Raw genomic sequence first — 24,493 nt, 5'->3', positions numbered from 1 at the left:
CCGATCCGACACGTGTAGGAGGCCCGGAGTTCATCGTGCGCACGAGTGTTGGCGCCCTTCGAGATGTAGGCCCAGCGGCGACGGACGACCGGCACGGCAGCACGCTTCCGCGCCGAGACCACCTGTCTCCCTTCCGCCATGAAAACATGAGGACATGGCCGAAGCAGTCGTCTTTCCACAGCCAGGCAAGGTCGAGTTGCGCGAGGTCGAGCTACCCGATCTCGAGCCTGGTCAGATCCGGCTGCGAACTCGGGTATCGCTGATCAGCACCGGCACCGAGGGCATCATCTACAGCGGCGGATTCGCCCCTGGAACGCACTGGGACCGGTGGTTCAGCTATCCCAGTCGTCCGGGGTACTCCCTCGTCGGCGAGGTCAGCGATGTCGGCCCTGATGTCACCGGCGACTTCCGCCCAGGTGACCGGGTAGTGGCTCTCCTCGGCCACGCGTCTCACCATGTCGCCGACGCCAGCGTGTGCACGCGGGTTCCAGACGACGTTTCGGACGAGGATGCGGCGTGGTTCGCGCTGGCCAAGGTCGCATTCGTCGGCGTGGAAGCATCACAGGCACGCATGGGCAGTTCGGCCGTGGTCGTCGGGGCGGGTCCCATCGGTCAGATGACCGTGCGATGGCTGGCGGCTTTGGGCGCGGCCGACGTTGTCATGGTCCATCGCGGGGGTGGACCGCGGCTCGAGCTCGCCCGAGCAGGCGGAGCCACGGCAGTTCTGCAGCAGGATCTAGCCAACGGACTGTCTGGAATCGCAGCACCGGCTACAGTCCTCGACTGCACCGGCAACCCGGACGTTCTCACTCACGCGCTGGCCGCTGTGGCCGACCACGGCCGTGTGGTCATTGTCGGCGACGTAGGTGATCCCTCCCAGCAGCGGCTCAGTTCCGATCTGATCGTTCGTGGCCTCACCGTGGTGGGCGCGCATGGCCGCCACCTGCTGGGACGGCGTGACCACGACATTCGCCGGCTGTTCTTCAGCCTCGTGGCGTCGGGACGCTTCGCAGGGATGTGCGGTCTCGTCACGCACAAGTTCGCGCCGCGCGACGGCGCCGAGGCGTATGCACTGCTCGACGCGGACCGCTCAGCCACCATGGGCGTAATCTTCGATTGGCAGTAGGTGAGCCTGAACGGCACGCCTACAGGCAACGCATCTGCGAGCCCTGCCAGTGCCACGTTTCCCGTTCGGTGAGCGACGTGGGGACGATGCCATGGCGTGATCCGATGTCGTGGTGCCTGAACATCGCGGCATGTCGCACCGCCCGGTGTGGCGGTGTGGCGCAGTTGCCCGAGGCGGCAGCGATCGTGTGGTACCTCGATCTCCATGACCTGGCCTCGGACGTCGCGCATCTTTCGCAGGCCAGGCGTACGAGGTCCACAGGCAGATGTAATGCATCCCAAGCGCAGTCATTCGAGGGTGACGGCAGTGGGGGTGGCTGCAGACGAGTGCGTCCTCATCGGGATTTCTCCGGCCGATATGAGACCTCTCACGGGGCGGGCGTGCACGCGATCGGGTTCGCCAAGGACGACTCATGCCGGCCGTGCCTGGTTGACGCGGGCGTCGTCGTCTATGAGCGAGGTGGCCGATGTTGTCCGATCACGACGGTCTGGCGGCTGGCCTCGAGCGGCGTCGGCCGCCCGTCGACACTGACCTCCTGGCCGGTCGGCGAGAGGTGAACGTCGACCTCCCGGCCGCGGAAACCCAACCCTCGTAGGGAGACGTGCCCGGGCGGGGCTCCGGGGCTGACCATGAGGCGACCGTCGGGCTGTGGCCGCAGGCCGGCCAGCCCGGTGAGGACGGCCTCCGCGCCGGCCAGGCCCGCGACGATGTTCCCCCGCCGACCCACCGGAGGCGTGCCGGGCCGGTCGCAGTAGTGCTCCTGTGGGAAGTACGGGAAGTGCTCGCCCATCCACAGAACCCGGCGTAGCACCTCCCAGGCGAGGGCGGACTCACCACGTTCCCAGAGGGTCAGGGCGAGCAGCGGCGCCTCGCCGGTGTAGGCGCCGCCGCCTGACCAGTCGACGTCGCCGAGTTCGTAGTGCACGTCGTCCTCGGCGCTGACACTGCTCACGCCGTAGCTCCCGAGGAAGGCGCCTGGCCGGATCCGTTCGAGGAGGTCGGCGGCCATGGCCGGTGTACACGCGCCGCTGCGCAACGCGTCGAACGCCTGGATGGAGTACACGATCTCGGTGTGCCCGTCGGGATAGAGGCTCGCGAACCACAGAGCGTCGGGGTCCCAGAGGTCGTTCGCGACAGCCCGGCGGATGCGGTCGGCACGCTGCCGCATCGACGCGACGGGCAGCGCCGCCCCGGACGCCTCGGCCAGCGCGGCGAGGGTGTCGAGGGACCAGGCGCGTTCGGCGTTCGGGCTGGCGACGACGTGTTCCCAGCCGGAGGACCGCATCTCCAGCAGGTTGTGCTGGTTGCCGTAGTCGCACAGCTCCCCGACCGCCGGGAAGTGGGCGTCGAGCGCGGTCAGCGTCGCGAAGAGGCGGCCGACCAGTTCGGCGGAGATGCCCTGCTGGGCGGCCATCGCGGCTGCCAGCGCGACCAGGGACGAACCGCTGTAGGCGTAGGGAACGCCCAGACCGGTGCCGTCGGGGGCGATCGCGTAGCTCTTGCTGAGGTCGGCAGCCAGCAGCGACTCCAGGACCTGGAGGGTCGACCCGCCCAGCAGGAGGCTCAATGTGTGGGGCGCGTACCCGCCGGTGTCCCAGGCGTAGCTACACAGCGCGCCGCCGTCCACGCCGGAGGTGGCGACAAAGGGGTTCGTGACGAAGTCGGGGTGGTCCCACAGGCAGACCAGGCCGCTGGCAAGGGAGCGACGCCAGTACGCGTCGAGGCCGGGCACGTCGGTCTCCAGCCGGGGAACGTCGGCGAGCGCGGTCTCGGCGCGTGCCCTCCACCGTCGTACGGCGGCCTCCTCCCACGTCCGGATCGCCGTGGCTGGTGAGAGGCCGCCGACGGCGCCGTCACGGACGGCGATCACGACGTCGACCTCGGCGCCGGCGGGCACCGTCTGGGTGAGTCCGTCGGACAGCACCTCCACCGCGACGTCACCGGCCTGCCAGCGCCCACGGCCGACCTCGGTCGCGGGCGTGCCAGGTCCGGGCGGAGACCAGCCCCACTCCCCGAGGGGTACGTGGTTCGGGTGGCCAGGGTCGAGCACCGGACGCACCGTCAGCGTGACCGGACGGTCGGCGCGGTTGCGGACGGCGATCCGCAGCGCGTAACCCGCGTGCTCGTGCAGAGGGGTGAGCGTGCTGCGGACGGCGAGGGACACGAGGCGTCCCTCGCGGTACTGGTGGTAGGTACCGCGACGCGTCACCTGGTGTGGCCACCATGTGCCTTCGGCGTGGAGGAGGCCCCGGCCGGCACCGGCGACGCCCGCTCGGGTGCCGTCCGGGACCCGTTGCCCGTCGACCTCGAACTCCACCCGCAGCGTGGAGTCAGGTGCGGCGTACGGCGGGGCGAACGAGCCGCGGACACCGCAGACGGTGGCAGCGTCGACGCCGACGGTGGTGCGCCCGCTGGTGACCCACAGGTGAGCAGGGGCGACGCCCTGGCGAAGGTCGAAGGCGAAGTCCTCGAGGGTGTAGCGCGCAGGCATGAAGTCCTCTGTCCAGGAAGGGGAAGTCCGGAGGGGAAGACCGGCGGGCGGGCGGGACCGCGGGGGCCGCGCCCGCCCGCCGGGAGCCAGCCACCCCTTCGTGGTCGGCCGCAACGATGGCGACCAAGTTACCGCCACTTTTCGATCAAGCCCTGGACCGAACCGGAGACCGCCACCAGCAGGGTGGCCAGCAGACCCGCCACCAGGTCGAACGGCCGGAGCGAGTACCTGGTAGGGGTCGGCGTATATGACCTGGTACTGCGACTGGCCCGAGGCCAGGTACTGGCTGGCAGGGATCGCGATGCGTGGGTGACAGCAGCGCAGCCGGAGCGGCGAGCGCCGGGCCGGGCCCGGGTGAAGCCTAGGCGGGGGACTGGCCGGTGGAGATGTGCTGGGCGAGGTAGTTGGCGGTGCCGACGCGGTCGATGGCGTCGATCTGGCTCTCGAACCAGTCCGCGTGCTTCTCCTCGTCGCGGACCATCTCCTCGAAGACGGCCGCAGTGCCGTGGTCGCCGAGGTTGTGGCACTCCTCGGCCGAGGCATTGAACTGCGCGACGGCGGCCTGCTCGCTCTCGAGCGCGAGCCTCAGCACCTCGACCGCGTCCTCACCCACCTGGATGGGATTGAGCCGCTGCACGTTCGGGTGGCCGTGGAAGAGCAGGACCCGCTGAATCAGCGCGTCGGCGTCGCGCATCTCCTCAAGCGACAGGTCGTAGAAGACCTTGCCCAGCCGCTCGAAGCCCCAGTGATCCAGCGTTCTAGCGTGGAGGAAATAGGTGTTGGTCACCGTGAGTTCGAAGGTCAGGGCATCGTTGAGCAACTCGACCACTCGAGGACTAACTGGCTGCAACGTCCACCTCCTGCAATGCGTGATCAGGTTGGTGCTCGCACAGGAGGCGCTTGATCGAGAAGACGCACCCTCCACACTCGCGTCCGGCACCGGTGGACCTGCAGACGCCGGCGAGGGTGCGGGCCCCGCCGCGGACGGCGTCGACGACCGCCCGGTCGTTCACGACCACGCAATGACACACGATCATCAGATGTCGCCTCGGTGGGATAGGTAAGGCTGCCCTTATCCAGCCGAGTTACAAGACATCTCCGGTTCCGGCAAGCCGGTCCCGGTCATCACGTGCGACGTTCAACTTGACGTGGGGCGTGGCCCCGGCCCAGCCGGCCCAGTCGGCCCCCACCTGCTCGACGTCGCCGCACTCGGTGACCAGCTCAGAGGTAAGCCGTCCGGGTGAACCAGCATCAGTGTCCCGTCGGCCGCGTCGTACCTCTCCCGGACGTGTCCGTCGCCGTCGACCACGGTGTGATTGTCGGCCACCGGCACGGAGTCGTCGACACCCGCCGACGCGTGCCCCATCTGTCCAGACTGTCCCGTCGATGTCCGATCCGTCAGCTACGCGGGCCGTAGAGCGCCGCGGTGTCTGGGAGCTTGTCCATCGGGCGGCGGGCGAAACCGGGCTGGTCGATCTTGGGCGGACTTACGTGCTCGGGCACAGTTGCCGTGGCTACCTGGTCAACCGCATCGTCACGAACGAGCATCCCTTCCGGCCCGCCGTGTGCTGGGAAGTGCCTTGCCGACCTGCGACTCCTCACAGGTGCCAGCTTGCAGGCGCAGAGTCGATGGCGTGGCGGATCACCAGAGGAGCTCCCTGAGGTCCTACTTACTGGGGCTGGGCCGGACCCTTCCGGTAGAGCGCGGTGGGACGCCACAACTGCTGCGGCACGATGAACCAGGCACGAGCTCCGCGACACCGAGCTCCCGCAACCGTTGAGCGTGTTGCGCACGTTGCTGCCCCCCCAACAGGTCGCAAGACGCCACCGGAAACGACGCGCCGCCGCGTGGAGCCTCGCGCCTCAGGTCTGTTCGCGTGCGAGCCGGTTGCGACGGTCCTCCTCTCGCTTGGAGTACGTGGCCGCACGGATGGCTTCGTCCGACTCGAGGCCGCTGCCCAGTGCGCCGCCGAGGGTGGCCGCCGACGCGACGAACCAGGCCAGCACGAACAGGTCTGCGTAGCGGAATGGTTGTTTGAGGTAGCTGCTCATCACGGCGGGGTCGAGGATGAACAGCGCCCAGAGCACGTTCAGGACGTAGAGCGCGATGTAGCAGATGAGCACGCCGACAGTTAGGGTCACCAGCGTCGATGTGTTGTACAGACGCGACCTGTCCCGGGCTGGAGAGGAGTCGTGATCCGGCCGGTCCCACAGGCCACCGTCGATGACGAGCCAGCCGACGACGAGCGCGATGGAGGTGATCGTCGCAACGACCAGGCGCCACGTCGACAACGAGCCTGCCAACAGCCACACGGTGGAGTTGATGGTGGCGATCGCGCCGGTCGTGAGTGCCGCGACGAGGGCTGTCTTGAGCCCGGGCACGAGTGCCCACGGTCGGTTGGCGAGCACCATCCCCAGAAGCAGGCGCCAGCGGCCACTACGCCGGGGCAGCGGTACCCGGTGGCCGCGCTCCGAGGTGGGGTCGAACATGCCGCTGATGAGTTCGCGCAACGCGTGTCTGCTGCGCTTGTGCATGCGAAGCCCGCCGAGCGCGGGGAGGGACAGCACCGCCGTCCGGTGCTGCGGGTCGGTCTCGATCAGCAGGTATCCGCCGTCTTCGTCGCGAAGAGGAAGTTCCGTGAGTCCGACGACCACATCCCACTGATGTTCGTGGGCCTGGTCGTTCAGTCGGGACAGCGCAGTGTCTACGTCCTCACAAGCGACCGTGAACGGTTCGCTCACCACCTCGAGGGCCCAGTCGCGCCGATCCTCGCCGTCGGGCGGATGGAGGTCGCCGAAGCGGCGCGCTATCTGAGTGGGCTTGGCCGGGTCAGCGACAAGGCCGACGCGTATCGCCTTCATCTGGCCGCAGTACCCGCAGCGCTCCCACAGAAACGCGCGAGCACACTGGTTGACCGTTGCAGACGGAGCCGCCCGGCGGCGGCCAACCCACTCATCGGCTCGTCGAACTTCACCAGCCTGCTGTCGGCTCGTCGGGTGCTCCTGAGCCTCGAGGCGGGGTCGGCGACTTGAGTGGTGGTGACTCGCCACCGGCTGCGCGTGCAACCGGTGGCAGGCCGGCCCCTATGCCCTTCCCGGCAGCTCGATCAGGAGGTGGTCTGGGCGTGCGGCTTGAGGACGACCTTGGTCCAGCCGTGATCGCGGGCGTCGAAGTGCTGGTAGGCCTCGGCCGCCTTGGTGAGTGGGAGTTCGTGGGAGACGAGGAACGACGGCTGCGCGTTGTTCGCGGCAATCAGGTTGCAGAGCTTGCGGTTGTAGCGCTTGACCGGGCACTGGCCGGTTCCCATGTGCTGGCCTTTGAACCAGAACTTGCCGTAGTCGATCGCCGCCTGTCCCTGCTTGCCAAGGTCTTCAGGCGATCCCGGGTCGCTGGGAACGAACACTCCGACCACGCCGATCCCGCCGGTGAACTTCACCGACTCGATGAGACGGTTGAGCGTGAGGTTGTTCTGCTCCTTGCCCTGCGGGTCGTGCGCCTGGTAGCCGACACATTCGCAACCGCGGTCCGCTCCCTTGCCGTCGGTCTGCTCGAGGACCGCCTGGACCGGGTCGGTCTTCGAGTCGTCGATCGGAACGGCACCGATCTTCTCCGCCAGCGCCAGGCGGTCGGGGTGCCGGTCGACCACCATGACCTTGGAGGCGCTCTTGAGTACGGACGAGTAGGCCGCGAAGAGACCGACAGGTCCGGCGCCGTAGACGACCACGGTGTCACCCGGCGCGACACCTGCCATCTCGGTGGCGTGGTAGCCGGTCGGCCAGATGTCGGCAAGCATCACGTAGTCGTCTTCCTTGTCCCGGGCGCCGGGTGGGAGACGGAGGGCGTTGAAGTCAGCCCAGGGCACCCGCAGGTACTCCGCCTGTCCGCCGCTCCACGGGCCCATGTCAGCGAAGCCGTACGCTGCGCCTGCGACCTGGGGATCCGGATTTGCCGTGAGGCAGTAGTTCGTCAACCCCGCGTTGCAGTTCTCGCAAGTTCCGCACGCGACGTTGAACGGCACCGCCACCATGTCGCCCTGGTGGAGGTCCTGCACGGCTGATCCTGTTTCGACGACCTCGCCGAGGTTCTCGTGCCCGAAGATCCGACCTGGTTCGAACGACGTCCTGCCTTCGTACATGTGCAGGTCTGACCCACAGATGTTCGTCGACGTGACCTTGATGATCGCATCGGTCGGTCGCTCGATCGTGGGATCGGGAACGTCCTTTACGGCTACGTCACGTGGGCCGTTGTACACGACTGCTTTCATGGGGCGATACCTCGCCTTCTACGCTGTTTCCCGGCCCGCCAGTGGGTTGGAGCCTGACAGCAGGGGTGCCTCGGGCCAGTCTGGAGGCGCCACCAAGATCTGCTGTCTGCGGTTTCGATTCATCCACGCGGCAGCACCCCTAGGCGGTGAACCGCCGTCGGTTTTCCACGCAACCACGCTTCGAACTTGCGCACAAGGGAACGGGTGCCTGCAGTCCTGTCAGGTGACTCTGCTGGGAGCGCGAGCGAACTGGTCGATGATGGCCGCGCAGAACGCCGGTAGGTCCGCCGGTGAACGGCTGGAGGTCAACTGCCCGTCGATGACGACCTCTTCGTCGACGACTTCGGCTCCGGCGTTCCGCAGGTCGGTGCGCAGGCTCGGCCATGAGGTCAACCGGCGACCGCGGACCGCGTCGGCCTCCACGAGGGTCCAGGGACCGTGACAGATCACGCCGATCGGCTTACCGCTTTCGACGAATGCCTTCACGAAGGCGACCGCATCGTTGTTCATGCGCAGTTGGTCTGGGTTCATGGTGCCGCCGGGCAGGACCAAGGCGTCGTAGTCGTCCACGGAGGCGTCGGCCAGGAGCCGGTCGACCGGGAAGGTTCCGGCAGGGTTGAGGTCGAACTGACGTGCCTGGATCTCGCCGGGGTGGATAGAGAGGATCTCGCTTTTTGCCCCGGCACCATACAGTGCACCCCGAGGCTGTTCGAGTTCCACCCGCTCCACGCCGTCGGTGGCCACGAACGCCACCTTTCTGTTCTGCAGCGGGTAATCCATGGTTTCCACCTTCCTGTCCGATGTCTGTGTGACCCACTAGGGGCCGGCCAAGGGTCGTCTGGCGCTGTCCCGTGCGTACTCGGACTCGGAGCGGACCTACGTCGCGGGTCCCTCCTGTACGGATGCCTTTATGACCGTGAATATCTATCCTCAACGGCATCGTTTGGATCCGTGAGCGAGATGCGCGGAAGGAGTGGTCGCGGACGCCGAGATACACCATCCCGCTTCCGAAACGCATATCCACAGATAGGGCGGCAACCGCTCGAACCTCAGGCGTCCCGCTCTTGGTTCCCACGCAACCAGATGGGGCGCTTCGTCGCAAGGGCCGGTGCCGGTAATAGTTGCAGTGCTAATCACCACCGAAGGAATGTCGCCTCCTTCGCCAGGGACGGTACAAGACGCTGAGGGTTAAGGTGGTGAGAACTGTGACGCGATGCCGGCCTGGAGACCAGGAGGCGAGTATGCCGGTTCAGAGTAGGAGCAGATTCGAACGGTTCTTTCGTGCAGCGGCGAGCCTGGACGTCGACAAGAACGATCTGAAGCGCTACCAAGATTTCTTGGACAACAAGATCTACGATCTTTTTCTGATCGGGAAGGCGTCGGCGAAGGCCAACGGGAGAGACGTCATCCAGCCGACCGACCTTCCCATCACGAAGGGGCTCCAGGAGAGCATCCATGAGTTCCGGCGACTGGACGAGGAGATCGAACTAACCCCGATCCTTGACATCCTGGCCGCACGGCCTCCATTGGACGTCACGATCAGCGATGAGACCGAGGAGAGGCTGCCGAGCGTAGCCGGCGGCCTGAGCATTGCACTGGCCAGGACGTTCAAGATCATCGAGCCTGGCCTGAAGAACCCTCAGACCGAGCACTGGTCGCGAGTGTTCCAGATCTTCGAGCAGCTCCTCTGAACCCGCCCGCCAGGGCTGTGGATGGCACCTTTCCCAGGCCGAGAAGGCGGCGGGCACCGGAGCCACCGCACCCCGAACAGGTTCACAGTGCAATCCCGATCGATCCTCTGGTGAGACGCGAGAGGCGCCGCGCGGTGTGAATCAGGCGAACCCAAGTCCGACGATGACGGTGCGTGCGGCCGCGGCGTTGGTTCGCGATGACCTCCGTCGTTCACTGCGGGACAGGCAGACCGCCGGCCCCTCGTGCGATGTGACCGGTGACCGCCTTAGTTCCGTTCAGGCGGCCACCAAGGAAAGCGTCTCCACAGATCCGAAGGTCTCGGTTCGAGCTCGGAGAAGAACGAACGAGAGGTGGGCAAGCGACGCTGGACCGGAGGCGCTGTGAGAATCTTGACCGTCAATGCGGGGTCGAGCAGCCTCCACCTCGTCTATGTCGATGGGAGCGCTACCGGGGATCGGCTGGATCTCTTCGAGCCGCCGGAATCGTCGGGGGTCCTGGGCCTCGTGGATGCTTTCGTCGCGGATCAGAAGGCTCCCGATGCGGTCGGCCATCGGCTTGTCCACGGCGGTGATGAGGTACGTAGAGCCAGGGTCGTCGATGACCTACTTCGTGCTCAGCTGGACATCGTGGCCGACCGCGCACCGTTGCATGTCCCTCCGGCGCTGATGCTGCTCGACCGACTCAGGCAACGATTGCCAGGTGTACCCCACGTGGTCTGCCCCGACAGCGCGTTCCACTCGGGTCTGCCGGCTGCTGCGGCAACATATCCGCTGCCTGCGCGGTGGCGGTCGCGTTGGGGACTGCGGCGGTACGGCTTCCACGGACTGTCCTACTCGTGGGCCACCCGACGTGCCGCACAGCTGATCGGACAAGACGTGACCGGACTACAGATGGTGCTCTGTCATCTGGGAGGTGGTGCGTCGGTCTGCGCTGTGGACGGCGGCCGTAGCGTCGACACCTCCATGGGCTTCACTCCGCTGGACGGCCTTCCGATGAGTAGCCGGTCGGGTGCGATCGACCCCGGCATGCTGATCTGGTTGCTCGGCGGGCGGCTTTCCCTCGAGGAGCTTGCTCAGGGGCTCTACCGCGAGTCGGGTTTGCTGGGACTGTCCGGTGGCCGTTCTGGTGATACCCGTGAGCTGGTCGCTGCAGCCCATCATGACGACGCGGCGACCCTCGCCCTGGAGGTGTACGTACACCGGGTACGGCGTGAGATCGCCGCGGCCGCAAGCAGCCTGTCGCGCCTTGACGCGCTCGTGTTCACCGGCGAGGTCGGCTGGGACCAACCAGAGATTCGGCTGGCGGTATGTCGCGGACTGCGCCAGCTCGGTGTTCCCGCGCCCGTGCGCGGCAACAGGGACGACGACGGCCCGGTCGGCCCCGCTGGCGCGGCAGTCTCCGTCCTTGTCATCGAGCCCAGAGAAGACCTTCAGATCGCCACGGACGCCGCAGCGGCGCTTCCTTGAGCTACGTTCCTGCTGGTCTTCCGAACAGGAACCGGCGGCGACGGCCCGAGCGTCCTCGACCGGGTGCTCGCGCTGGAACACTGGGCGGCCGCGATCACCCGGCTGAACGGCGGGTCAGCGCCGCCGAACCGTCCTGGGATGTTCGGCCCTTGCCGGCCGCCACTTCCTGGCGTCTGCTGGGACATCTCCGAGCGTTCACAGGAGGTGTACAGATGCCCAAAGTCTTGATAATCACCGGTGATGGCGCTGAGTCACTCGAGGTGCTGTATCCGTACCAGCGACTCGTCGAAGAGGGTTATGACGTCGATGTCGCGGCAGTGGAGAAAAAGAAACTTCAGTTTGTCGTGCACGACTTCAGCCCCGGTTTCGACACCTACACCGAGAAGCCTGGGTATGCGTGGCCCGCGGACGTCGCGTTCGCCGACGTCGAGCCCGCTGACTACGTAGCACTCGTCATCCCTGGCGGGCGCGCACCGGAATACATCCGGAATGACCCCGACTGTCAGCGAATCGTACGTCACTTCTACGAAACCGACGCGCCGGTGGCTCAGCTGTGTCACGGGCCGTTGATCCCGGCCGCCGCGCGTGTCCTTGCTGGCCGACGCACGGCGGCGTACCCGGAACTCGAACCGGACGTCACTCTTGCGGGTGCGGAGTTCGTCGACGCAGCTGCTGTTGTCGACGGGCAGGTGGTGTCTGGGCGGGCGTGGAATGACCACCCCTCCTGGATGCACGAGTTCATGCACATCCTCCACGCCAAAGCGGAACGACCGGTGATCTAGGCGAGCCGCTTCGGATGAACCCCATCGGGTCGTTCATCTTCCTGGGACACAGTCAGCTACCGGTCGCACCAAACTACGTCGGCAACCACGGAGTTCGACGGGTCCCAGGTATGTTGTGTCTGCGCTTCCGTGGCGGTTCTGCAGAGCCATCCGCGACGATTGTCAAGCGGCGCCGTCGAGCATGCCGTGGAGGTGGCCTGCGGCGGACTCGATGTCGTCGTACTTCTGCTGGGCAGCCCGGGTCTCGGCGCTGATGACGCCGCATCGGTGGATCTTGGTGAAATCTCCATAGGGAAATTTGTAATGGGCCTTCGTGTCTGCGGGAGCCTCGTCGTCGACGCCGAGGTACCACTTCCCGTACGCACTGAACCCGTGTTCGTCGAGGTAGGCGTTCTCCTGCGCTGTCGACGGTCGATGCTCGCTCCACGCGTCCTTGTCGTCGATGACGTACTCGCCGCCCTTGACCAGCTGCTTAGCGAAATCGAACGCTCTGTCGTTCAGCTTGGTTGTCATCAGTTTCTCCTCTTCGACCAGGACGGACTCTGAGAGTGGCTGCTCGTCCTTCGATCGGTCCGGACACGGCCAAATTCCACACTAGAACAGCCCGCAAGGGCCTGGTCCTGAGGCTGCGCCATCGTGTTGTGCGTGCACATCCGACGTATATGCCACGACGGCGGGCGTGCTTACTCCAATTGCTGAATACTGGGAGCGCGCTTATTTGACCTGCTTCTCTGATCAGACATCTTGCCTGATCTCGCCCTAGGTCCTGAGAAATTCCATGCTGTAGGTGCACGCGCCGACCGAGAACGGGTATCGGGAAGGCGGCGGAGTCTGTGACAGCTTCAAGGGATAAAGGCAAAGTGCCGCGTGGTCGGGGGCCGCTCGCCCCTGAAAACGACGCAGATGACCGTGATCGACTCGTACGTGACAGCAAAGGAGTGAGTTGTATGGCGACACGACAACTAGCAATGCGTACCTTCCCCGACTTCCTCGACTGGGCGGAGAATCTCCCACAGGTTCTGGCGTGGGGCAGTCAGCAGGCTCCGACGGAAGTGCGAGGTATGAGGGTTGAGCAGTTCGTCGACGATGGGACGTATGTTGTCCGGGCCGAACTCCCGGGCATGGACCCCGAGGACATCAAGATTGAGGTCGACAACTCGATACTGACGATTCGTGGCGAACGCCGGGAGGAGAGGCACGACCGCGGAAGCACCGAGTTCCACTACGGCCTGTTCGAGCGCCGGGTGATGCTGCCGGATGGGGCCGACGAGAGTGAGATTTCCGCCCGCTACGACGCCGGCGTCCTCGAGGTGTCGGTTCCGGTGCGTGAGCAGATGGCCGAGCCGAGGACTATTCCTGTCCAGCGCACTGAGACGAACCAGAAGGCAAACGAGAAGGCGAACGAGAAGGCGGACGAGAAGAAGTCCGGAAGGGGAGCAGGGGAGACCGCCAAGAAGAAGTAGTCCCGTCGGGATGCGGCAAGGTGTTCATGCTTCTGGTTCCCCGTTGGTGAAAGTCGACAGCCGACGTGGGGTCTGGTCATCTGGACCGTCTCTGACTTGGAGGCTGCCCCTTTCCCGGTTGGAAGAGTGTCGACTCGACGTCGGAGGCGAAGGGTCGATATCACGTTTTCAGAGGGCTGAGGTGGCCGTGAACGAGTATCCCAAGCGCACGCGCACCGTCATCGTCGGCGCCGGCTTCGCCGGCTTCCACGCGGGGCGGACTCTCTCGCGGATGACCAAGGGAACGATGGAGATCGTCCAGGTAAACCCCACCGACTACTTCTTGTATTTGCCCCTCCTTCCCGAGGTCACCGGCGGTGTCCTTGAGCCTCGGCGTGTCGCGGTACCGCTGGCGGCGGCCTGCCCGGGAGTCCAGTTCCTTCTGGGTACGGTCGTCGAGGTCGAGGTCGCGGATCGGCGGGTGGCGTTTGTCGATCCCGACGGTGGACGCAAGGCCCTCGACTACGACCACCTGGTCCTCGCTGTCGGGAGTGTGGACAAACTCCTTCCGATCCCGGGGATCGCGGAGTATGCGTACGGATTCCGCAGCATCGCCGAGGCCCTCTATCTGCGCGACCACATGCTGAAGCAGATCGAACTGGCGCAGACGGCTGACGCCGACGAACGCAATGAGCGCTGCACCTTCGTGGTCGTGGGTGCGGGATACACCGGGACCGAGGTGGCCTCGCAGGGACAATTGGCAACCCTCACGGCCGCTCGGCGCTGCCCTGGCGGCCTCGGACAGCCGGTCCGGTGGCTCCTTGTCGAAAGGGCGCCTCGCATTCTCCCCCAGCTCGACGCCCGCCTCGCGGTAGCGGCCACTCGGATCCTGACCGAGCGCGGAGTCGAGATTCGAACGAGCACGACGGTGGAAGAAGCGTCCGCCCGTGGCGTGCGGCTGTCCGACGGGGAGTTCGTACCCACCCGTTCGCTCGTGTGGTGCGTCGGAGTGCGGCCGGATCCGCTGGTCGAGAGCCTGGGCCTGCCGACCACCAGCGGTCGATTGGTGGTCGACGAGTTCCTCAGCGTGCCAGGTCATCCCGAGATCCACGCCTGTGGCGACGCGGCCGCAGTCCATGACAGCACGCGGCCGGGTGAACTCACTCCCATGACGGCGCAGCACGCGGAACGGCAGGGCAGGTGCGTTGCCCACAACATCGCCGCGGCTTACGGGTACGGCCGCAGCCGTGCGTACCGGCATCACGACCTTGGGTTCGCAGTCGACCTTGCCGGAGCGAGAGCGGTCGCCAGCCCTGTCGGATATCCCATCTCCGGCGTACCCGCGAAGGTATTGACTCGCGCGCTCCACCTGCTCGACATTCCAGACAACCGGGCGCGGATCGCCTCGGACTGGCTCATCGGTGCACTCTCGCCCCGCCAGGTCGTCCAACTCGGTCTGGTCGAGGGCTCAGCGGTCCGACTCGCGGCCAGAGTCGAGCGCCCAGCCGTGCCAGCTCCCAGGCACCAGGACCGGCGGTCCGAGGTTGCCCGAGAGGACAACTAGCGATCCTCTCCACCGATCCCATGCCGGTGAGGAACGCACCAGGAAGAAGTATCACGGCTCGAACGAGAACGCCGTGGCCACGGTCGCGGTGACATAGAGCGCCAACGTAGTCAGAAGCAAGCTTCTTGCGCCCGAACCGGTCGGCGCGCCGGCCGAAGCGCAATGCCCTCAGGCACGGTCTGGCGACATAGAGATGGCCGCCGCACGCGGTGCGAATGTCGGCGGCGGTCAGGCTGATGCCGCGAGTGGTGCCGATGAACACGAAGATGGCCCGCACCTCGCTCCTGCGGCTTGTTGTCCTCGACGATGGAGCCGACCGTGCGTCACGGGGGCCGAAGAGGACGCCTATACGAGGACCTCCTCCGCCCATGACCGCACGATCACGGCAGGCGCCGCGCCGACGTGTGTAGCGAGCGCCTTGCCCCCCTTCATGACAATGAGCGTGGGTACGGAACGAATTGCGAGGCGTTCGATGATCTTTGGCGCTTCGTCCACCTCGACCTCGACGAGTTTCACCCGCCCGGCCAGATCCTTGGCGATCTGCTCGAGGATGGGCGTCATTCGACGGCACGGAGGGCACCACGGTGCACACATGTAGATGAGGACAGGAACCTGCGACCTCTCCACGATGCCGGTGTACGTGTCGTCACTGGTGTCGACGACCCAGGGGAGGGCCGAATTGCAGCTGCCGCAGTGTGGCGCACTCTCAGCCATGCTCCATACCCGGTTCATCCGACCGCAACGCTCACATGTCACGCTGGCTGGGAGATCGTGCGACGTCATAAGGCTTCTCACGCTCCATGTCGAGCCGCCTAGGTTGTCGTCCGACGTCAACGATCGCCGGGATCAGCGAGGTTTGACCCTTCGACCCATAAGCGGGTTCGCGCCTGGCCCGCGAACAAAATATGTTTGTCGAGTGTGGACGACGTCCGTGACTTAGTTGTGAAACATCCCCGTCACCGGATATTGTCCCCCGCTTACGGAATCGTGTAAAGGGGCGCCTTCAGTCGAGGGCGAATGCGCCCAGCGGGCAACCTCACTGGGTCCGAGCTCCGCCCGGCCGGCGATCGCAGCGCCGCGATGAACGGGTATGTGCCGTGATCGGCTCCCTCTTCTTTACTAGGGGGTGATTTCCTCGCGCAGTACACGTTCAGCGCTCGGCCGGGATGGACCTGGTGGCGGCGAAAGTGTTGCCCGTCTGCGGGACCCGGCGGGAGCCGTCCATTCCCTGAGGGCACGGACTGTTGTGGCCCAACGGCGGGCGACCAGACGCGGAATCCAGCCCAATCGGGAGTGTGGTGTCACTTTACGGTTCTCCCCGGGTGGCCGAGTTCCTACCTGAAGGTCGACCATCAGTCGGTCGACCGCAGCCAACAAGGCTCCCGCCAGCTCCCAGCCCTGTGGGTCGCGCCACACCCGTGATCGCAGAAGCTGGGCTGCCGCGTCGCGATGCATACGGGCCTGGGCCAAGGCGTGATCCAGATCGTCCCGGTGGGGTTTGGTGTCCGGAGTGATTTCGGTGGTGACGATCACTCCGAAAGTGTCGAACGAATCCGCCAGACGGCTGAGGAGGCCCTCCAGCAAGACGGTCAGTTGCTCGTCGGACAGGAGCGCCCTGCGGTGAGGGCCGCCGGAAAGTTCAACCAGCGTACGGCAGAGCGACCGGACCGATACCGCACAGTGGTCCAAGGTGTCCATGCGGCTGCGCAAGATCAGCCGCGTATGCAGCAGCTGACGGCCGCGAGGGTTCAAGCGCAGGCTGTCTTCGGCTTTGGCGAGGGCGACATCCACCCTGACGAAATCCCGGTCGATCCGACGGGCCTCAGACAGCCACGAGCTGGCGTTCTCGGCGCTCGCTCCCTGCTGGATCTCACGCGCCATGCGGCGCAGTAGCTCACCGAGCTGGTCGGCAAGCTTGTCGACGGCTTCGCCGGCCGTCTGGACGTAGACAGAGGGGGGTACCAGCAGGTTCAGCAGCACTCCCACCCCGGCCCCGATCAGGGTCTCAAGCGCCCGTCCTTGTGCCGTTGCCGCTGGGTTGGCAACCCCTATTACGAGCATGCCGCTGATGGCGACCTCCTGTACAGCCGGCCCGAGTCGCAGGACCCGGCCCAGTGCTAGGGAAGCAAAGATCAAGATCGCCAGACTCCACCAGGTGAGTCCCACCAAGTGGGCGAAGCCAACTGCGACGAGTACACCCACGACCACACTGACCACCCGCTGCACTCCGCTGGTGAGGGTGGCATACAGCGTGACCTGGACGACGATCAGCGCGGTGAGCGGCGCCAGCAGAGGCTGCGGACTGCCCGACACCCGCTGCGCCACAACGTAGGCGATGACCGCGGCGGCCGTGGCCCGCACGGCCTGTCGGGCGAACGCGTCAGGGCCTCGCCGGGTCAGGCGTACAATCTGGGCAGGTCCGTGGGTGTGTTTCAGCTGCCGCTCCGCCCCACGGGCACCTGGCCGCCATCGGTGGTTTAGCACCAGCTCGCGCCTGACACAGGTAGACACATGGAGCGTCGACGCCGTGCCGGAGGAGTACCCGGCGACGGCGGTCGCTTGTGTGTAACCGTCCCACCAGAGGCGCCGCCGATCGCCATCTCGGATGTCATCGCGGTATAGGCAGTGAACAAATTTTCTGGAACTTTCTGCTCTGTACCAGCAAAGAGTCGGCTAATGCGCGTCCATCGTCTGATAGATTCCCGGTTGTTCTCAGCATTGTGCCACGTCGTGTGGGACTGCCGAGAAGTCGCTGAAACTCTGAGCGCCTGGGTTTACTGATCACGTGGGGAGGAAGCGGTCCTCAAAGGTGATCGTGAACGCGGTTAAGGGCCGTTACCGTGTGTCCCATCGTTAAATCGATGACATCCCGTCGGACCTTGGACTGTAGTCCACCATTCAAACCTGACGCGTCCGGCCGTTACCTTTGATCGTCCCAGCCGGCGACTCCTCGGTCGATGGCCGCGCGGTCGGTGCACGAACATCTCAACCGGGGAAGTGCCGATGACTGTCGGGAGAGCGACCGCGGACAGGCCAATGACGGTGGGCGGACATCATGATCCTCATTGGAAGGAGAGAGATCACGAGCACGAAGCTGAACGAAAGTGCATTCGATCCTGCCGGACGACTTGTCAAGGACGGTATGTCATCGACGAACAGGACGCATGGAGCGAGCATCGACTGACCCGGCCAGGACGAGAATACTTGCCTCGAGGAGCACGGTTTCTAGTTGTATGGGAAGTGGTACCTCGGTATCGAGGACGAGGAGTCTGTCGACACAAAGGCACACTACAAATTTCCTACGGTGACTTCGCGAAGATTCACCGGTGCGGAGTGATCAGCACGGATGCAGCCCAACGCAAGTATGACGACATCGAATCAGCCGCCGCGCATCATCATGGCATGTTCGCCGCCGCGGCAGCTGGAATTGCTCGGCCGGCGTCGGTCCACCAGGATCCGTCGGCCGGGCTCCATCCTTTGCAGCGAAGAGATGCAAGAACATGGACTATGACCAGTTTCTGACCATCGTGGAACGAGGTGGCGGGGCCACAGGAGTCGGGGCTGACCGCTCTACCGCTGCCACTCTGCAGACCCTGGCCGAGCGGATCTCCCCCACCGAGGCACGTCATCTCGCTGGCGAGCTTCCGCCGGAGCTGGGTCCACTGCTGTTCACCGCTGAACCGGCAGAGGGGTTCGATGTCGACGAGTTCATCCGTCGCGTGGCGGAGCGGGGCGACATGGACCTTCCGACCGCGACCCGGGCCGCAAGTGCGGTCTTCACGGCACTCTCGCGCGCGCTGAGCGAGCGGGAGTTCGCCCACCTCGTCGCGCAACTGCCCAAGGATTTCGTCCTTGTCCTACCCACCGGACCGGAAATCCTTCCGGCCGGGGCCTTCCTCGAGCGGGTTGCCCAGCGTGCCCAGCTCCATGACGGCGATGCCAGTCGGGTCACCGATGCCGTTCTCCAAACCCTCGCCGAGCGCATCGCCGCGGGGGAGGTCGACGATCTGATCAGCAGGTTGCCCTCCCCGCTCCATGACCCCCTACGAGCCGGCAGGTCCGTGGATGCCGATCAGGCCCAGCGCATGTCGGTGGAGAGGTTCCTTGCCCGGGTGGCCGAGCGCGAAGGTGTGACACCGCAGGAGGCGTTCGTCCACGCTCGAGCGGTCATGACCACGCTGCGTGAGGCGGTCGGCGAGGAGTTCCACGACGTCGTGGCACAACTCGGCCCGAAGTACGCGGCCCTGTGGTCGGGTTGATCGCGCACGCAGTCGTCGCCCAGCGAGCGGGCGACCTGCCGTTGGTCACCGTTGAGGGGGCACCTGCTCCATCTGGCTCTGCACCGGGCTGAACAGGTCATCCGGCTGCCCGGCGTCAACGCTCAGGTAGAAGTAACGCACGAAGTCCCAGCCGGGGTCGTTCTCCAGGCTGCCCTGCCACTGGCCGAGGGCGTCGACGCCGACGATCTGTCTGGCACCGGACTCGGAGTCCTCCACCAACGCCCAGACGGTCACCGGAGACGACCTGGTGACCTGAGGGCTCATCCGCCAGCGCGCATACCAGCCCGGTGGGGCCGAGTCGAACTCGAGGATCCTTTTCACAGTGCCCTTCCTTCCCCCGCTTCCCCTGTGCTCCTGCCCCGGCCCGCAGCCGTTATTCCTTCGGTATGGAAAACCCGGCTCACGACCCCGGGGGACGGGGGCGGTCCGGATCGACCCGACCAGGACAGGGCTTTCGGCCTTGCCCACCGCCCGGCCGTCGGCATGTGCTTGACGGTAGTCAATCGGTCGGGGAGACATCATGACCGTCACGCCATCAGTCGCACGAACGTCGATCCAGAGCATCAATCCGTACCAAAACGAGGTACTGCGCGAGTTCCCCGCGATGTCCGACGAGGAGGCCGACCGAGCAGTCGACCAGGCTCAGCGGGCGTTCCAGGAATGGCGGTGGCTGCCCGCCGCGGAACGCGCGCAGGCCGTGTGCCGGGCTGCCGACCTGATGCAGCAGCGCCGCGACGGGCTCGCCCGTACCGTGACCTTGGAGATGGGCAAGCTCATCGAGGAGAGTTACGGCGAAGTGGATCTCGTGGTCGACATCCTCCGGTACTACGGCGAGCAGGGGCCGGAACTCCTCGCGGACGAGCCGATCACCGTGGACGAGGGCACCGCCGTCGTGACGAACCGGCCGCTCGGCGTGCTCCTGGGCGTCATGCCCTGGAACTACCCGCTCTACCAGGTAGCTCGGTTCGCGGCGCCCAACCTGGTTGCGGGTAACACGATCCTGCTCAAGCACGCAAGCAACTGCCCGCAGTCGGCACTCGCGCTCGAGCAGCTGTTCCGGGACGCGGGCGCTCCCGACGGCGTCTACACGAACCTGTTCGTACGCGGATCCGGGATCGGGCGGATCATCGACAATCCACTGGTGCAGGGGGTCTCGCTGACCGGCAGCGACCGGGCAGGTGCGAGCGCGGCCGAGCGTGCCGGGCGCAGGATCGACAAGACCGTACTGGAGCTCGGCGGGAGCGACCCGTTTATCGTGCTCGACGGCAGGGACTTCGACCGGACCATCGACGCCGCCGTTGTCGGCCGCCTGGGCAACATGGGGCAGAGCTGCGTGAGCGCCAAGCGGATGATCGTTGTGTCCGACGTCTACAACGAGTTCGTCGGTCGGCTGCGCCAACGTTTCGAGGCGCTCACCCCGGGCGACCCCATGGACCCGGCGACGACCCTCGGCCCTCTTTCGTCCGAAGAGGCCGCCGAGAACCTCGTGAGTCAGATCCATGACACCGTCGCGCAGGGCGCCACCCTGGTGACCGGTGGCAGGCGCATCGACCGGCCCGGCGCCTTCGTCGAGCCGACGATCCTCACCGACGTACGCCGCGGGATGCGTGCCTACCACGAGGAGCTTTTCGGGCCGGCGGCGGTGGTGTACCAGGTCGCCAACGACCACGAGGCCGCCAGCCTGGCCAACGACAACCCGTACGGCTTGGGCGGCGTCGTCATGTGCCGGGATCTCGACCGAGCCCACCGGGTCGCCGAGCGGCTCGACACCGGCATGGTCTGGGTCAACCACCCCACCTCGTCCCGACCCGAACTGCCCTTCGGCGGCATCAAGTGCTCCGGGTACGGGCGAGAGCTGTCCGACCTGGGGATCAAGGAGTTCGTCAACCGGAAACTGATCCGCACCTTCCCGACGACCTCGGCGATCGGCTTCGCCCAGGGCTGAGCAGCACCTACGCGCACAATGGGGACCGGGCGCGAGCACCGTCCATCGAGGCGGAGTGGCCAGGTGACGCAGGTACCACCGGAGCTCCATCCAGGTACCACCTGGGTGCGCGCAAGGAGCTGGGTCAGGAATGACACATGCCGACACGTTTCGAGGGCGCGATCTTCGACGTCGACGGTGTCCTCGTCGACTCGCCGCACGAGAAGGCGTGGCGTGAGTCGTTGCGCGAGCTGATGCAACCGGACTGGCGCGACACCCGCGACCAGACGGGCTGGACGCCGGAAGCCTTCACGTCGCGCGTCTACCAGGAGGAGTTGTCGGGCAAGCCACGCATGAGCGGCGCGCAGGCAGCCCTTGCCTACTTCGACATTCCCGACGATGAGGAGGGTACGCGAGCAGCGGAGTACGCCGACCGCAAGCAGGCGATGGTGGTCCGTCTCATCGAGGCCGGAGACTTCACCCCCTTTCCCGACGCGTTGCGGTTCATCATCGCCGTCAAGGATGCCGGGATCCGCACAGCGACCGCCTCGTCGTCGACGAACACCAAGCTCATCCTGCGAAGGATCCGGCTTGACACATTCGCCTCAGAGCACCACATTTCCTCGCCTTCCGTACGCCCGGGGCTCACGCTGTTGGACTTCATCGATGCCGATGTCTCGGGCCGAGATCTCGCCCACGGAAAACCGGATCCACAGATGTTCCTCACCGCAGCGCACGAGCTCCAGGTCAAGCCGGAGAACTCGTTCGTCGTGGAGGACGCCGTGGCCGGAATCGAGGCCGCGAAGGCCGGCGCGATGTCTGCGATCGGGGTCGCCAGAGCCGATGACGCCGACCTGTTGGCCAGGGCCAACGCCGACATCGTGGTCACCACCCTCGATGATGTCGACGTCGCCGCGTTGGCCGACGGGCGCCTGGCCACCAGGCACGGTTAATCCGGTCTGTGGGGTACTTCTCCAGGAATTAGTTCGACCCGGCCCCTCTGTTGGACAGGCGTGGGATACCACGTATGCGAGGTGAGCCGATGGTGGGGACCGGTAATTCGGCCTCTTTGCGGAGGGCCGTCGACAGTTCTGTCACGACTCAAGTCCCCTTGATACAGCCGGACCGCGAATCATCGGCGTCCGACGGAAGAAGGTTCGGAGGCTGGTGATATTAGTGTGATTACCGGATCGCTGGCGGCCGCGCCAACTCAAGTGAAGAGCCGCGCAGTTCCGTGCGGGACAGTACTAAAAGGTGGCTCGGCGATTCGATGCTGGAAGCCTCTTTACACTCTGCTCTCTGGGCGTGAGACTGCGAGGTAGTGTGCAGACTTTCGCGACCTCGTGGTTGTTACGTTCCCGGTCGAATCTCTGCCTCCAGGTATCCGGTCTGGATCACAGTCTTCCGGTGCTGCACGCGTTCCGCTGATGTGGCTCATCCACAGAGCGGTTCGGCGACGGACACGACCTGCAGTTGAGACTTCTGAACGGATTTGATCATGGCGAAAGCGGTTGGTATCGATCTGGGTACGACGAACTCGGTGATTGCCGCGGTGGTCGACGGGACGGCCACGGTGATCGCGAATGCGGAGGGTCAGCGGACGACGCCTTCGGTGGTGGCGTTCACCGAGCAGGGTGAGCGGTTGGTGGGTCAGTTGGCCCGCCGCCAGGCGATTTTGAACCCGAAGGGCACGATCACGTCGGCGAAACGGTTCATCGGCCGGCGTTTTGACGAGGTGGGCAGTGAGATCCACGCGGTGTCGTTCGATGTGGTGTCCGGGCCGGACGGTGCGGTGCGGTTCGATGTGCACGGGAAGTTGTACTCCCCGGAGGAGATTTCCGCGCTGGTGTTGCGCAAGTTGGCCGAGGATGCGGCGAAGTTCCTTGGTGAGAAGGTGAGCGAGGCGGTCGTCACGGTGCCGGCGTACTTCAACGACGCGCAGCGTCAGGCCACCAAGGACGCGGGGCGGATCGCCGGGCTGGAGGTTCTGCGGATCATCAACGAGCCGACGGCGGCGGCGCTGGCGTACGGGCTGGACAAGAAGGGGCATGAGACTGTTCTGGTGTTCGATCTGGGGGGTGGGACGTTCGACGTCAGTCTGCTCGATGTCGGCGACGGTGTGGTGGAGGTGCGCGCTACTGCGGGCGACACCCATCTGGGTGGTGACGACTTCGACCGTCGGGTGGTGGACTATCTGGCCGAGGACTTCCAGCGCTCCGACGGCATCGATCTGCGGCGTGACCCGCAGGCGCTGCAGCGGTTGTTCGAGGCGGCGGAGAAGGCGAAGGTGGAGTTGTCGTCGGTTACCCAGACCACGATCAACCTGCCGTTCATCACTGCCGATGCCACCGGTCCGAAGCATCTGAACACGACGTTGATGCGGTCGACGTTTGAGGAGGTCACCCACGATCTGGTCGAACGCTGCCGTGGCCCGGTGGAGCAGGCGATGGCTGATGCGAAGGTGACCGCGGACGATATCGATGAGGTGATCCTGGTCGGTGGGGCGACCCGGATGCCTGCGGTGCAGAACCTTGTCCGGCGGATGACCGGTGGCAAGGACCCGAACATGACTGTCAACCCGGATGAGGTGGTGGCGCTGGGGGCGGCCATCCAGGCGGCGGTGCTGAAGGGGGAGATGAAGGATGTCGTGCTGCTCGACGTCACTCCGTTGTCGCTGGGCATCGAGACGTTGGGTGGGGTGATGACGAAGGTGATGGACCGCAACACGACCATCCCGGCCCGGCGTACTGAGACGTTCAGTACGGCGGAGGACAACCAGTCCGCGGTCGATGTGGTGGTGTTGCAGGGTGAACGTGAGCGGGCGAGTGACAACCGTGTGCTCGGGAGGTTCCGGCTGGAGAACGTCCGGCCCGCGCCGCGTGGTGAGCCGCAGGTCGAGGTGACCTACGACGTGGACGCCAACGGCATCTTGAACGTGTCCGCCCGTGACAAGGACACCGGGGCCGAGCAGCGGATCACCATCAGTGAGAGTTCCAATCTGGACAAGTCCGAGGTGGACCGGATGGTGTCCGACGCCGAGCGGTACCGCGCCGACGATGCCCGGATCCGGGAGGTGGTCGACGCCCGCAACGGTCTGGACGCGGCGGCCTATCAGGTCGAACGGCGGCTGGGCGAACTCGGCGACGTCGCGCCCGAGCACGAGCGGGCACGCGCTCAACTGTTGCTGGGGGATGCCCGCCAGGCGGTCAAGGACGACAGTGCTCCGCTGGAGCGGCTGCGGTCGCTGACCGGCGAGCTGCAGCAGATCTACCACAGCCTGAGCGCTTCCGGCGGTGGGGACGGTGGGCCCGGACCAGGCGGACCAGGTGGTGAACCCGGTGGTGGACCCGGCGGTGGACCCGGCGGTCAAGGTGTGCCCGGGCAGCGTGGAGCGACCGAGGACGAGGACGTGATCGACGCGGAGTTCACCACGGACTGAGGCTCACCACGGACTGAGGCTT

General features: G+C 65.8%; 20 protein-coding genes. 10 read left to right on the top strand and 10 right to left on the bottom strand.

Annotation, left to right across the window (positions count from 1 at the left end):
• Positions 1-154 precede the first annotated feature (154 nt).
• Entirely contained in the window at positions 155-1,126 is a 972-nt protein-coding gene (locus F4554_RS17705) for a zinc-binding dehydrogenase (RefSeq protein ID WP_179788600.1), read from the top strand.
• A 448-nt stretch (positions 1,127-1,574) separates the two neighbouring features.
• On the opposite strand, the gene F4554_RS17700 is transcribed toward F4554_RS17705, so the two are convergent.
• The 6 genes from F4554_RS17700 to F4554_RS17675 form a co-directional block, all read right to left on the bottom strand.
• A complete protein-coding gene (locus F4554_RS17700; protein WP_179788599.1) occupies positions 1,575-3,617 on the bottom strand; it encodes an MGH1-like glycoside hydrolase domain-containing protein in 2,043 nt (680 codons plus the stop codon).
• 361 nt (positions 3,618-3,978) lie between these two features.
• On the bottom strand, positions 3,979-4,446 hold the full coding sequence (bfr, locus tag F4554_RS17695) for a bacterioferritin (protein WP_337796084.1): 468 nt from the start codon (positions 4,444-4,446) through the stop codon (positions 3,979-3,981).
• Positions 4,447-4,453: 7 nt separating this feature from the next.
• Positions 4,454-4,654: a (2Fe-2S)-binding protein gene (locus F4554_RS17690; protein ID WP_179788597.1), complete on the bottom strand. Its 201-nt coding sequence runs from the start codon at positions 4,652-4,654 to the stop codon at positions 4,454-4,456.
• 826 nt (positions 4,655-5,480) lie between these two features.
• Positions 5,481-6,683: a hypothetical protein gene (locus tag F4554_RS17685; RefSeq protein WP_238341327.1), complete on the bottom strand. Its 1,203-nt coding sequence runs from the start codon at positions 6,681-6,683 to the stop codon at positions 5,481-5,483.
• A 41-nt stretch (positions 6,684-6,724) separates the two neighbouring features.
• A complete protein-coding gene (locus F4554_RS17680; RefSeq protein WP_179788596.1) occupies positions 6,725-7,882 on the bottom strand; it encodes a glutathione-independent formaldehyde dehydrogenase in 1,158 nt (385 codons plus the stop codon).
• A gap of 219 nt (positions 7,883-8,101) precedes the next feature.
• The gene (locus tag F4554_RS17675; RefSeq protein WP_179788595.1) at positions 8,102-8,662 is read right to left on the bottom strand and encodes a type 1 glutamine amidotransferase domain-containing protein; all 561 of its coding nucleotides are present in this window, start codon (positions 8,660-8,662) and stop codon (positions 8,102-8,104) included.
• A 461-nt stretch (positions 8,663-9,123) separates the two neighbouring features.
• Between F4554_RS17675 and F4554_RS17670 the strand changes: the two genes are divergently transcribed.
• From F4554_RS17670 to F4554_RS17660, 3 genes are all read left to right on the top strand, one after another.
• Positions 9,124-9,573: a DUF1931 family protein gene (locus tag F4554_RS17670; RefSeq protein WP_179788594.1), complete on the top strand. Its 450-nt coding sequence runs from the start codon at positions 9,124-9,126 to the stop codon at positions 9,571-9,573.
• 390 nt (positions 9,574-9,963) lie between these two features.
• Positions 9,964-11,040 carry an acetate/propionate family kinase gene (locus tag F4554_RS17665; RefSeq protein WP_202889333.1) on the top strand — a complete coding sequence of 359 codons (1,077 nt, stop codon included), beginning with the start codon at positions 9,964-9,966 and terminating at the stop codon, positions 11,038-11,040.
• A 212-nt stretch (positions 11,041-11,252) separates the two neighbouring features.
• Positions 11,253-11,822, top strand: coding sequence for a DJ-1/PfpI family protein (locus F4554_RS17660; RefSeq protein WP_179788592.1), 570 nt, complete (start codon positions 11,253-11,255; stop codon positions 11,820-11,822).
• Positions 11,823-11,984: 162 nt separating this feature from the next.
• Here the strand turns inward: F4554_RS17660 and F4554_RS17655 are convergent, their stop codons facing one another.
• Positions 11,985-12,335: a hypothetical protein gene (locus tag F4554_RS17655; protein WP_179788591.1), complete on the bottom strand. Its 351-nt coding sequence runs from the start codon at positions 12,333-12,335 to the stop codon at positions 11,985-11,987.
• A gap of 434 nt (positions 12,336-12,769) precedes the next feature.
• Between F4554_RS17655 and F4554_RS17650 the strand changes: the two genes are divergently transcribed.
• Together F4554_RS17650 and F4554_RS17645 are read left to right on the top strand one after the other, a co-directional pair.
• Positions 12,770-13,285 carry an Hsp20/alpha crystallin family protein gene (locus F4554_RS17650; RefSeq protein WP_179788590.1) on the top strand — a complete coding sequence of 172 codons (516 nt, stop codon included), beginning with the start codon at positions 12,770-12,772 and terminating at the stop codon, positions 13,283-13,285.
• A gap of 46 nt (positions 13,286-13,331) precedes the next feature.
• On the top strand, positions 13,332-14,828 hold the full coding sequence (locus F4554_RS17645; RefSeq protein WP_337796304.1) for an NAD(P)/FAD-dependent oxidoreductase: 1,497 nt from the start codon (positions 13,332-13,334) through the stop codon (positions 14,826-14,828).
• Between the two features lie 345 nt (positions 14,829-15,173).
• Here the strand turns inward: F4554_RS17645 and F4554_RS17640 are convergent, their stop codons facing one another.
• Together F4554_RS17640 and F4554_RS17635 are read right to left on the bottom strand one after the other, a co-directional pair.
• Positions 15,174-15,542 (bottom strand): thioredoxin family protein, encoded by a 369-nt coding sequence (locus tag F4554_RS17640; protein ID WP_202889332.1) that lies wholly within the window; start codon positions 15,540-15,542, stop codon positions 15,174-15,176.
• A 405-nt stretch (positions 15,543-15,947) separates the two neighbouring features.
• Complete coding sequence (locus F4554_RS17635) at positions 15,948-17,189, bottom strand: FUSC family protein (RefSeq protein ID WP_179788587.1); 1,242 nt, start codon at positions 17,187-17,189, stop codon at positions 15,948-15,950.
• Between the two features lie 1,139 nt (positions 17,190-18,328).
• Between F4554_RS17635 and F4554_RS17630 the strand changes: the two genes are divergently transcribed.
• Positions 18,329-19,087 carry a DUF2267 domain-containing protein gene (locus F4554_RS17630; RefSeq protein WP_179788586.1) on the top strand — a complete coding sequence of 253 codons (759 nt, stop codon included), beginning with the start codon at positions 18,329-18,331 and terminating at the stop codon, positions 19,085-19,087.
• A 45-nt stretch (positions 19,088-19,132) separates the two neighbouring features.
• Here the strand turns inward: F4554_RS17630 and F4554_RS17625 are convergent, their stop codons facing one another.
• Positions 19,133-19,429 carry a hypothetical protein gene (locus F4554_RS17625; RefSeq protein ID WP_179788585.1) on the bottom strand — a complete coding sequence of 99 codons (297 nt, stop codon included), beginning with the start codon at positions 19,427-19,429 and terminating at the stop codon, positions 19,133-19,135.
• Positions 19,430-19,628: 199 nt separating this feature from the next.
• Here F4554_RS17625 and F4554_RS17620 point away from each other — a divergent pair, with 199 nt between their 5' ends.
• From F4554_RS17620 to dnaK, 3 genes are all read left to right on the top strand, one after another.
• Positions 19,629-21,053 carry an NAD-dependent succinate-semialdehyde dehydrogenase gene (locus F4554_RS17620; protein ID WP_179788584.1) on the top strand — a complete coding sequence of 475 codons (1,425 nt, stop codon included), beginning with the start codon at positions 19,629-19,631 and terminating at the stop codon, positions 21,051-21,053.
• Between the two features lie 137 nt (positions 21,054-21,190).
• A complete protein-coding gene (locus F4554_RS17615; RefSeq protein ID WP_179788583.1) occupies positions 21,191-21,985 on the top strand; it encodes an HAD family hydrolase in 795 nt (264 codons plus the stop codon).
• Between the two features lie 545 nt (positions 21,986-22,530).
• Positions 22,531-24,471: a molecular chaperone DnaK gene (gene dnaK / locus F4554_RS17610; protein ID WP_179788582.1), complete on the top strand. Its 1,941-nt coding sequence runs from the start codon at positions 22,531-22,533 to the stop codon at positions 24,469-24,471.
• Positions 24,472-24,493 lie beyond the last annotated feature (22 nt).

The organism is Actinopolymorpha rutila (assembly GCF_013407855.1).
Taxonomy (GTDB): Bacteria; Actinomycetota; Actinomycetes; order Propionibacteriales; family Actinopolymorphaceae; genus Actinopolymorpha; species Actinopolymorpha rutila.
Note: the sequence above shows the minus strand (reverse complement) of the source record. Positions and strands in the feature narration are given on the sequence as shown.

Bases quoted from the DNA above. Each gene is read 5' to 3' on its own strand.
- F4554_RS17640 (WP_202889332.1), bottom strand. From the start codon at position 15,542: ATGGCTGAGAGTGCGCCACACTGCGGCAGCTGCAATTCGGCCCTCCCC.
- F4554_RS17655 (WP_179788591.1), bottom strand. From the start codon at position 12,335: ATGACAACCAAGCTGAACGACAGAGCGTTCGATTTCGCTAAGCAGCTG.
- F4554_RS17650 (WP_179788590.1), top strand. From the start codon at position 12,770: ATGGCGACACGACAACTAGCAATGCGTACCTTCCCCGACTTCCTCGAC.
- F4554_RS17705 (WP_179788600.1), top strand. From the start codon at position 155: ATGGCCGAAGCAGTCGTCTTTCCACAGCCAGGCAAGGTCGAGTTGCGC.
- F4554_RS17680 (WP_179788596.1), bottom strand. From the start codon at position 7,882: ATGAAAGCAGTCGTGTACAACGGCCCACGTGACGTAGCCGTAAAGGAC.
- F4554_RS17620 (WP_179788584.1), top strand. From the start codon at position 19,629: ATGACCGTCACGCCATCAGTCGCACGAACGTCGATCCAGAGCATCAAT.
- F4554_RS17670 (WP_179788594.1), top strand. From the start codon at position 9,124: ATGCCGGTTCAGAGTAGGAGCAGATTCGAACGGTTCTTTCGTGCAGCG.
- F4554_RS17630 (WP_179788586.1), top strand. From the start codon at position 18,329: ATGGACTATGACCAGTTTCTGACCATCGTGGAACGAGGTGGCGGGGCC.
- F4554_RS17615 (WP_179788583.1), top strand. From the start codon at position 21,191: ATGCCGACACGTTTCGAGGGCGCGATCTTCGACGTCGACGGTGTCCTC.
- F4554_RS17675 (WP_179788595.1), bottom strand. From the start codon at position 8,662: ATGGATTACCCGCTGCAGAACAGAAAGGTGGCGTTCGTGGCCACCGAC.
- dnaK (WP_179788582.1), top strand. From the start codon at position 22,531: ATGGCGAAAGCGGTTGGTATCGATCTGGGTACGACGAACTCGGTGATT.
- F4554_RS17660 (WP_179788592.1), top strand. From the start codon at position 11,253: ATGCCCAAAGTCTTGATAATCACCGGTGATGGCGCTGAGTCACTCGAG.
- F4554_RS17690 (WP_179788597.1), bottom strand. From the start codon at position 4,654: ATGATCGTGTGTCATTGCGTGGTCGTGAACGACCGGGCGGTCGTCGAC.
- F4554_RS17700 (WP_179788599.1), bottom strand. From the start codon at position 3,617: ATGCCTGCGCGCTACACCCTCGAGGACTTCGCCTTCGACCTTCGCCAG.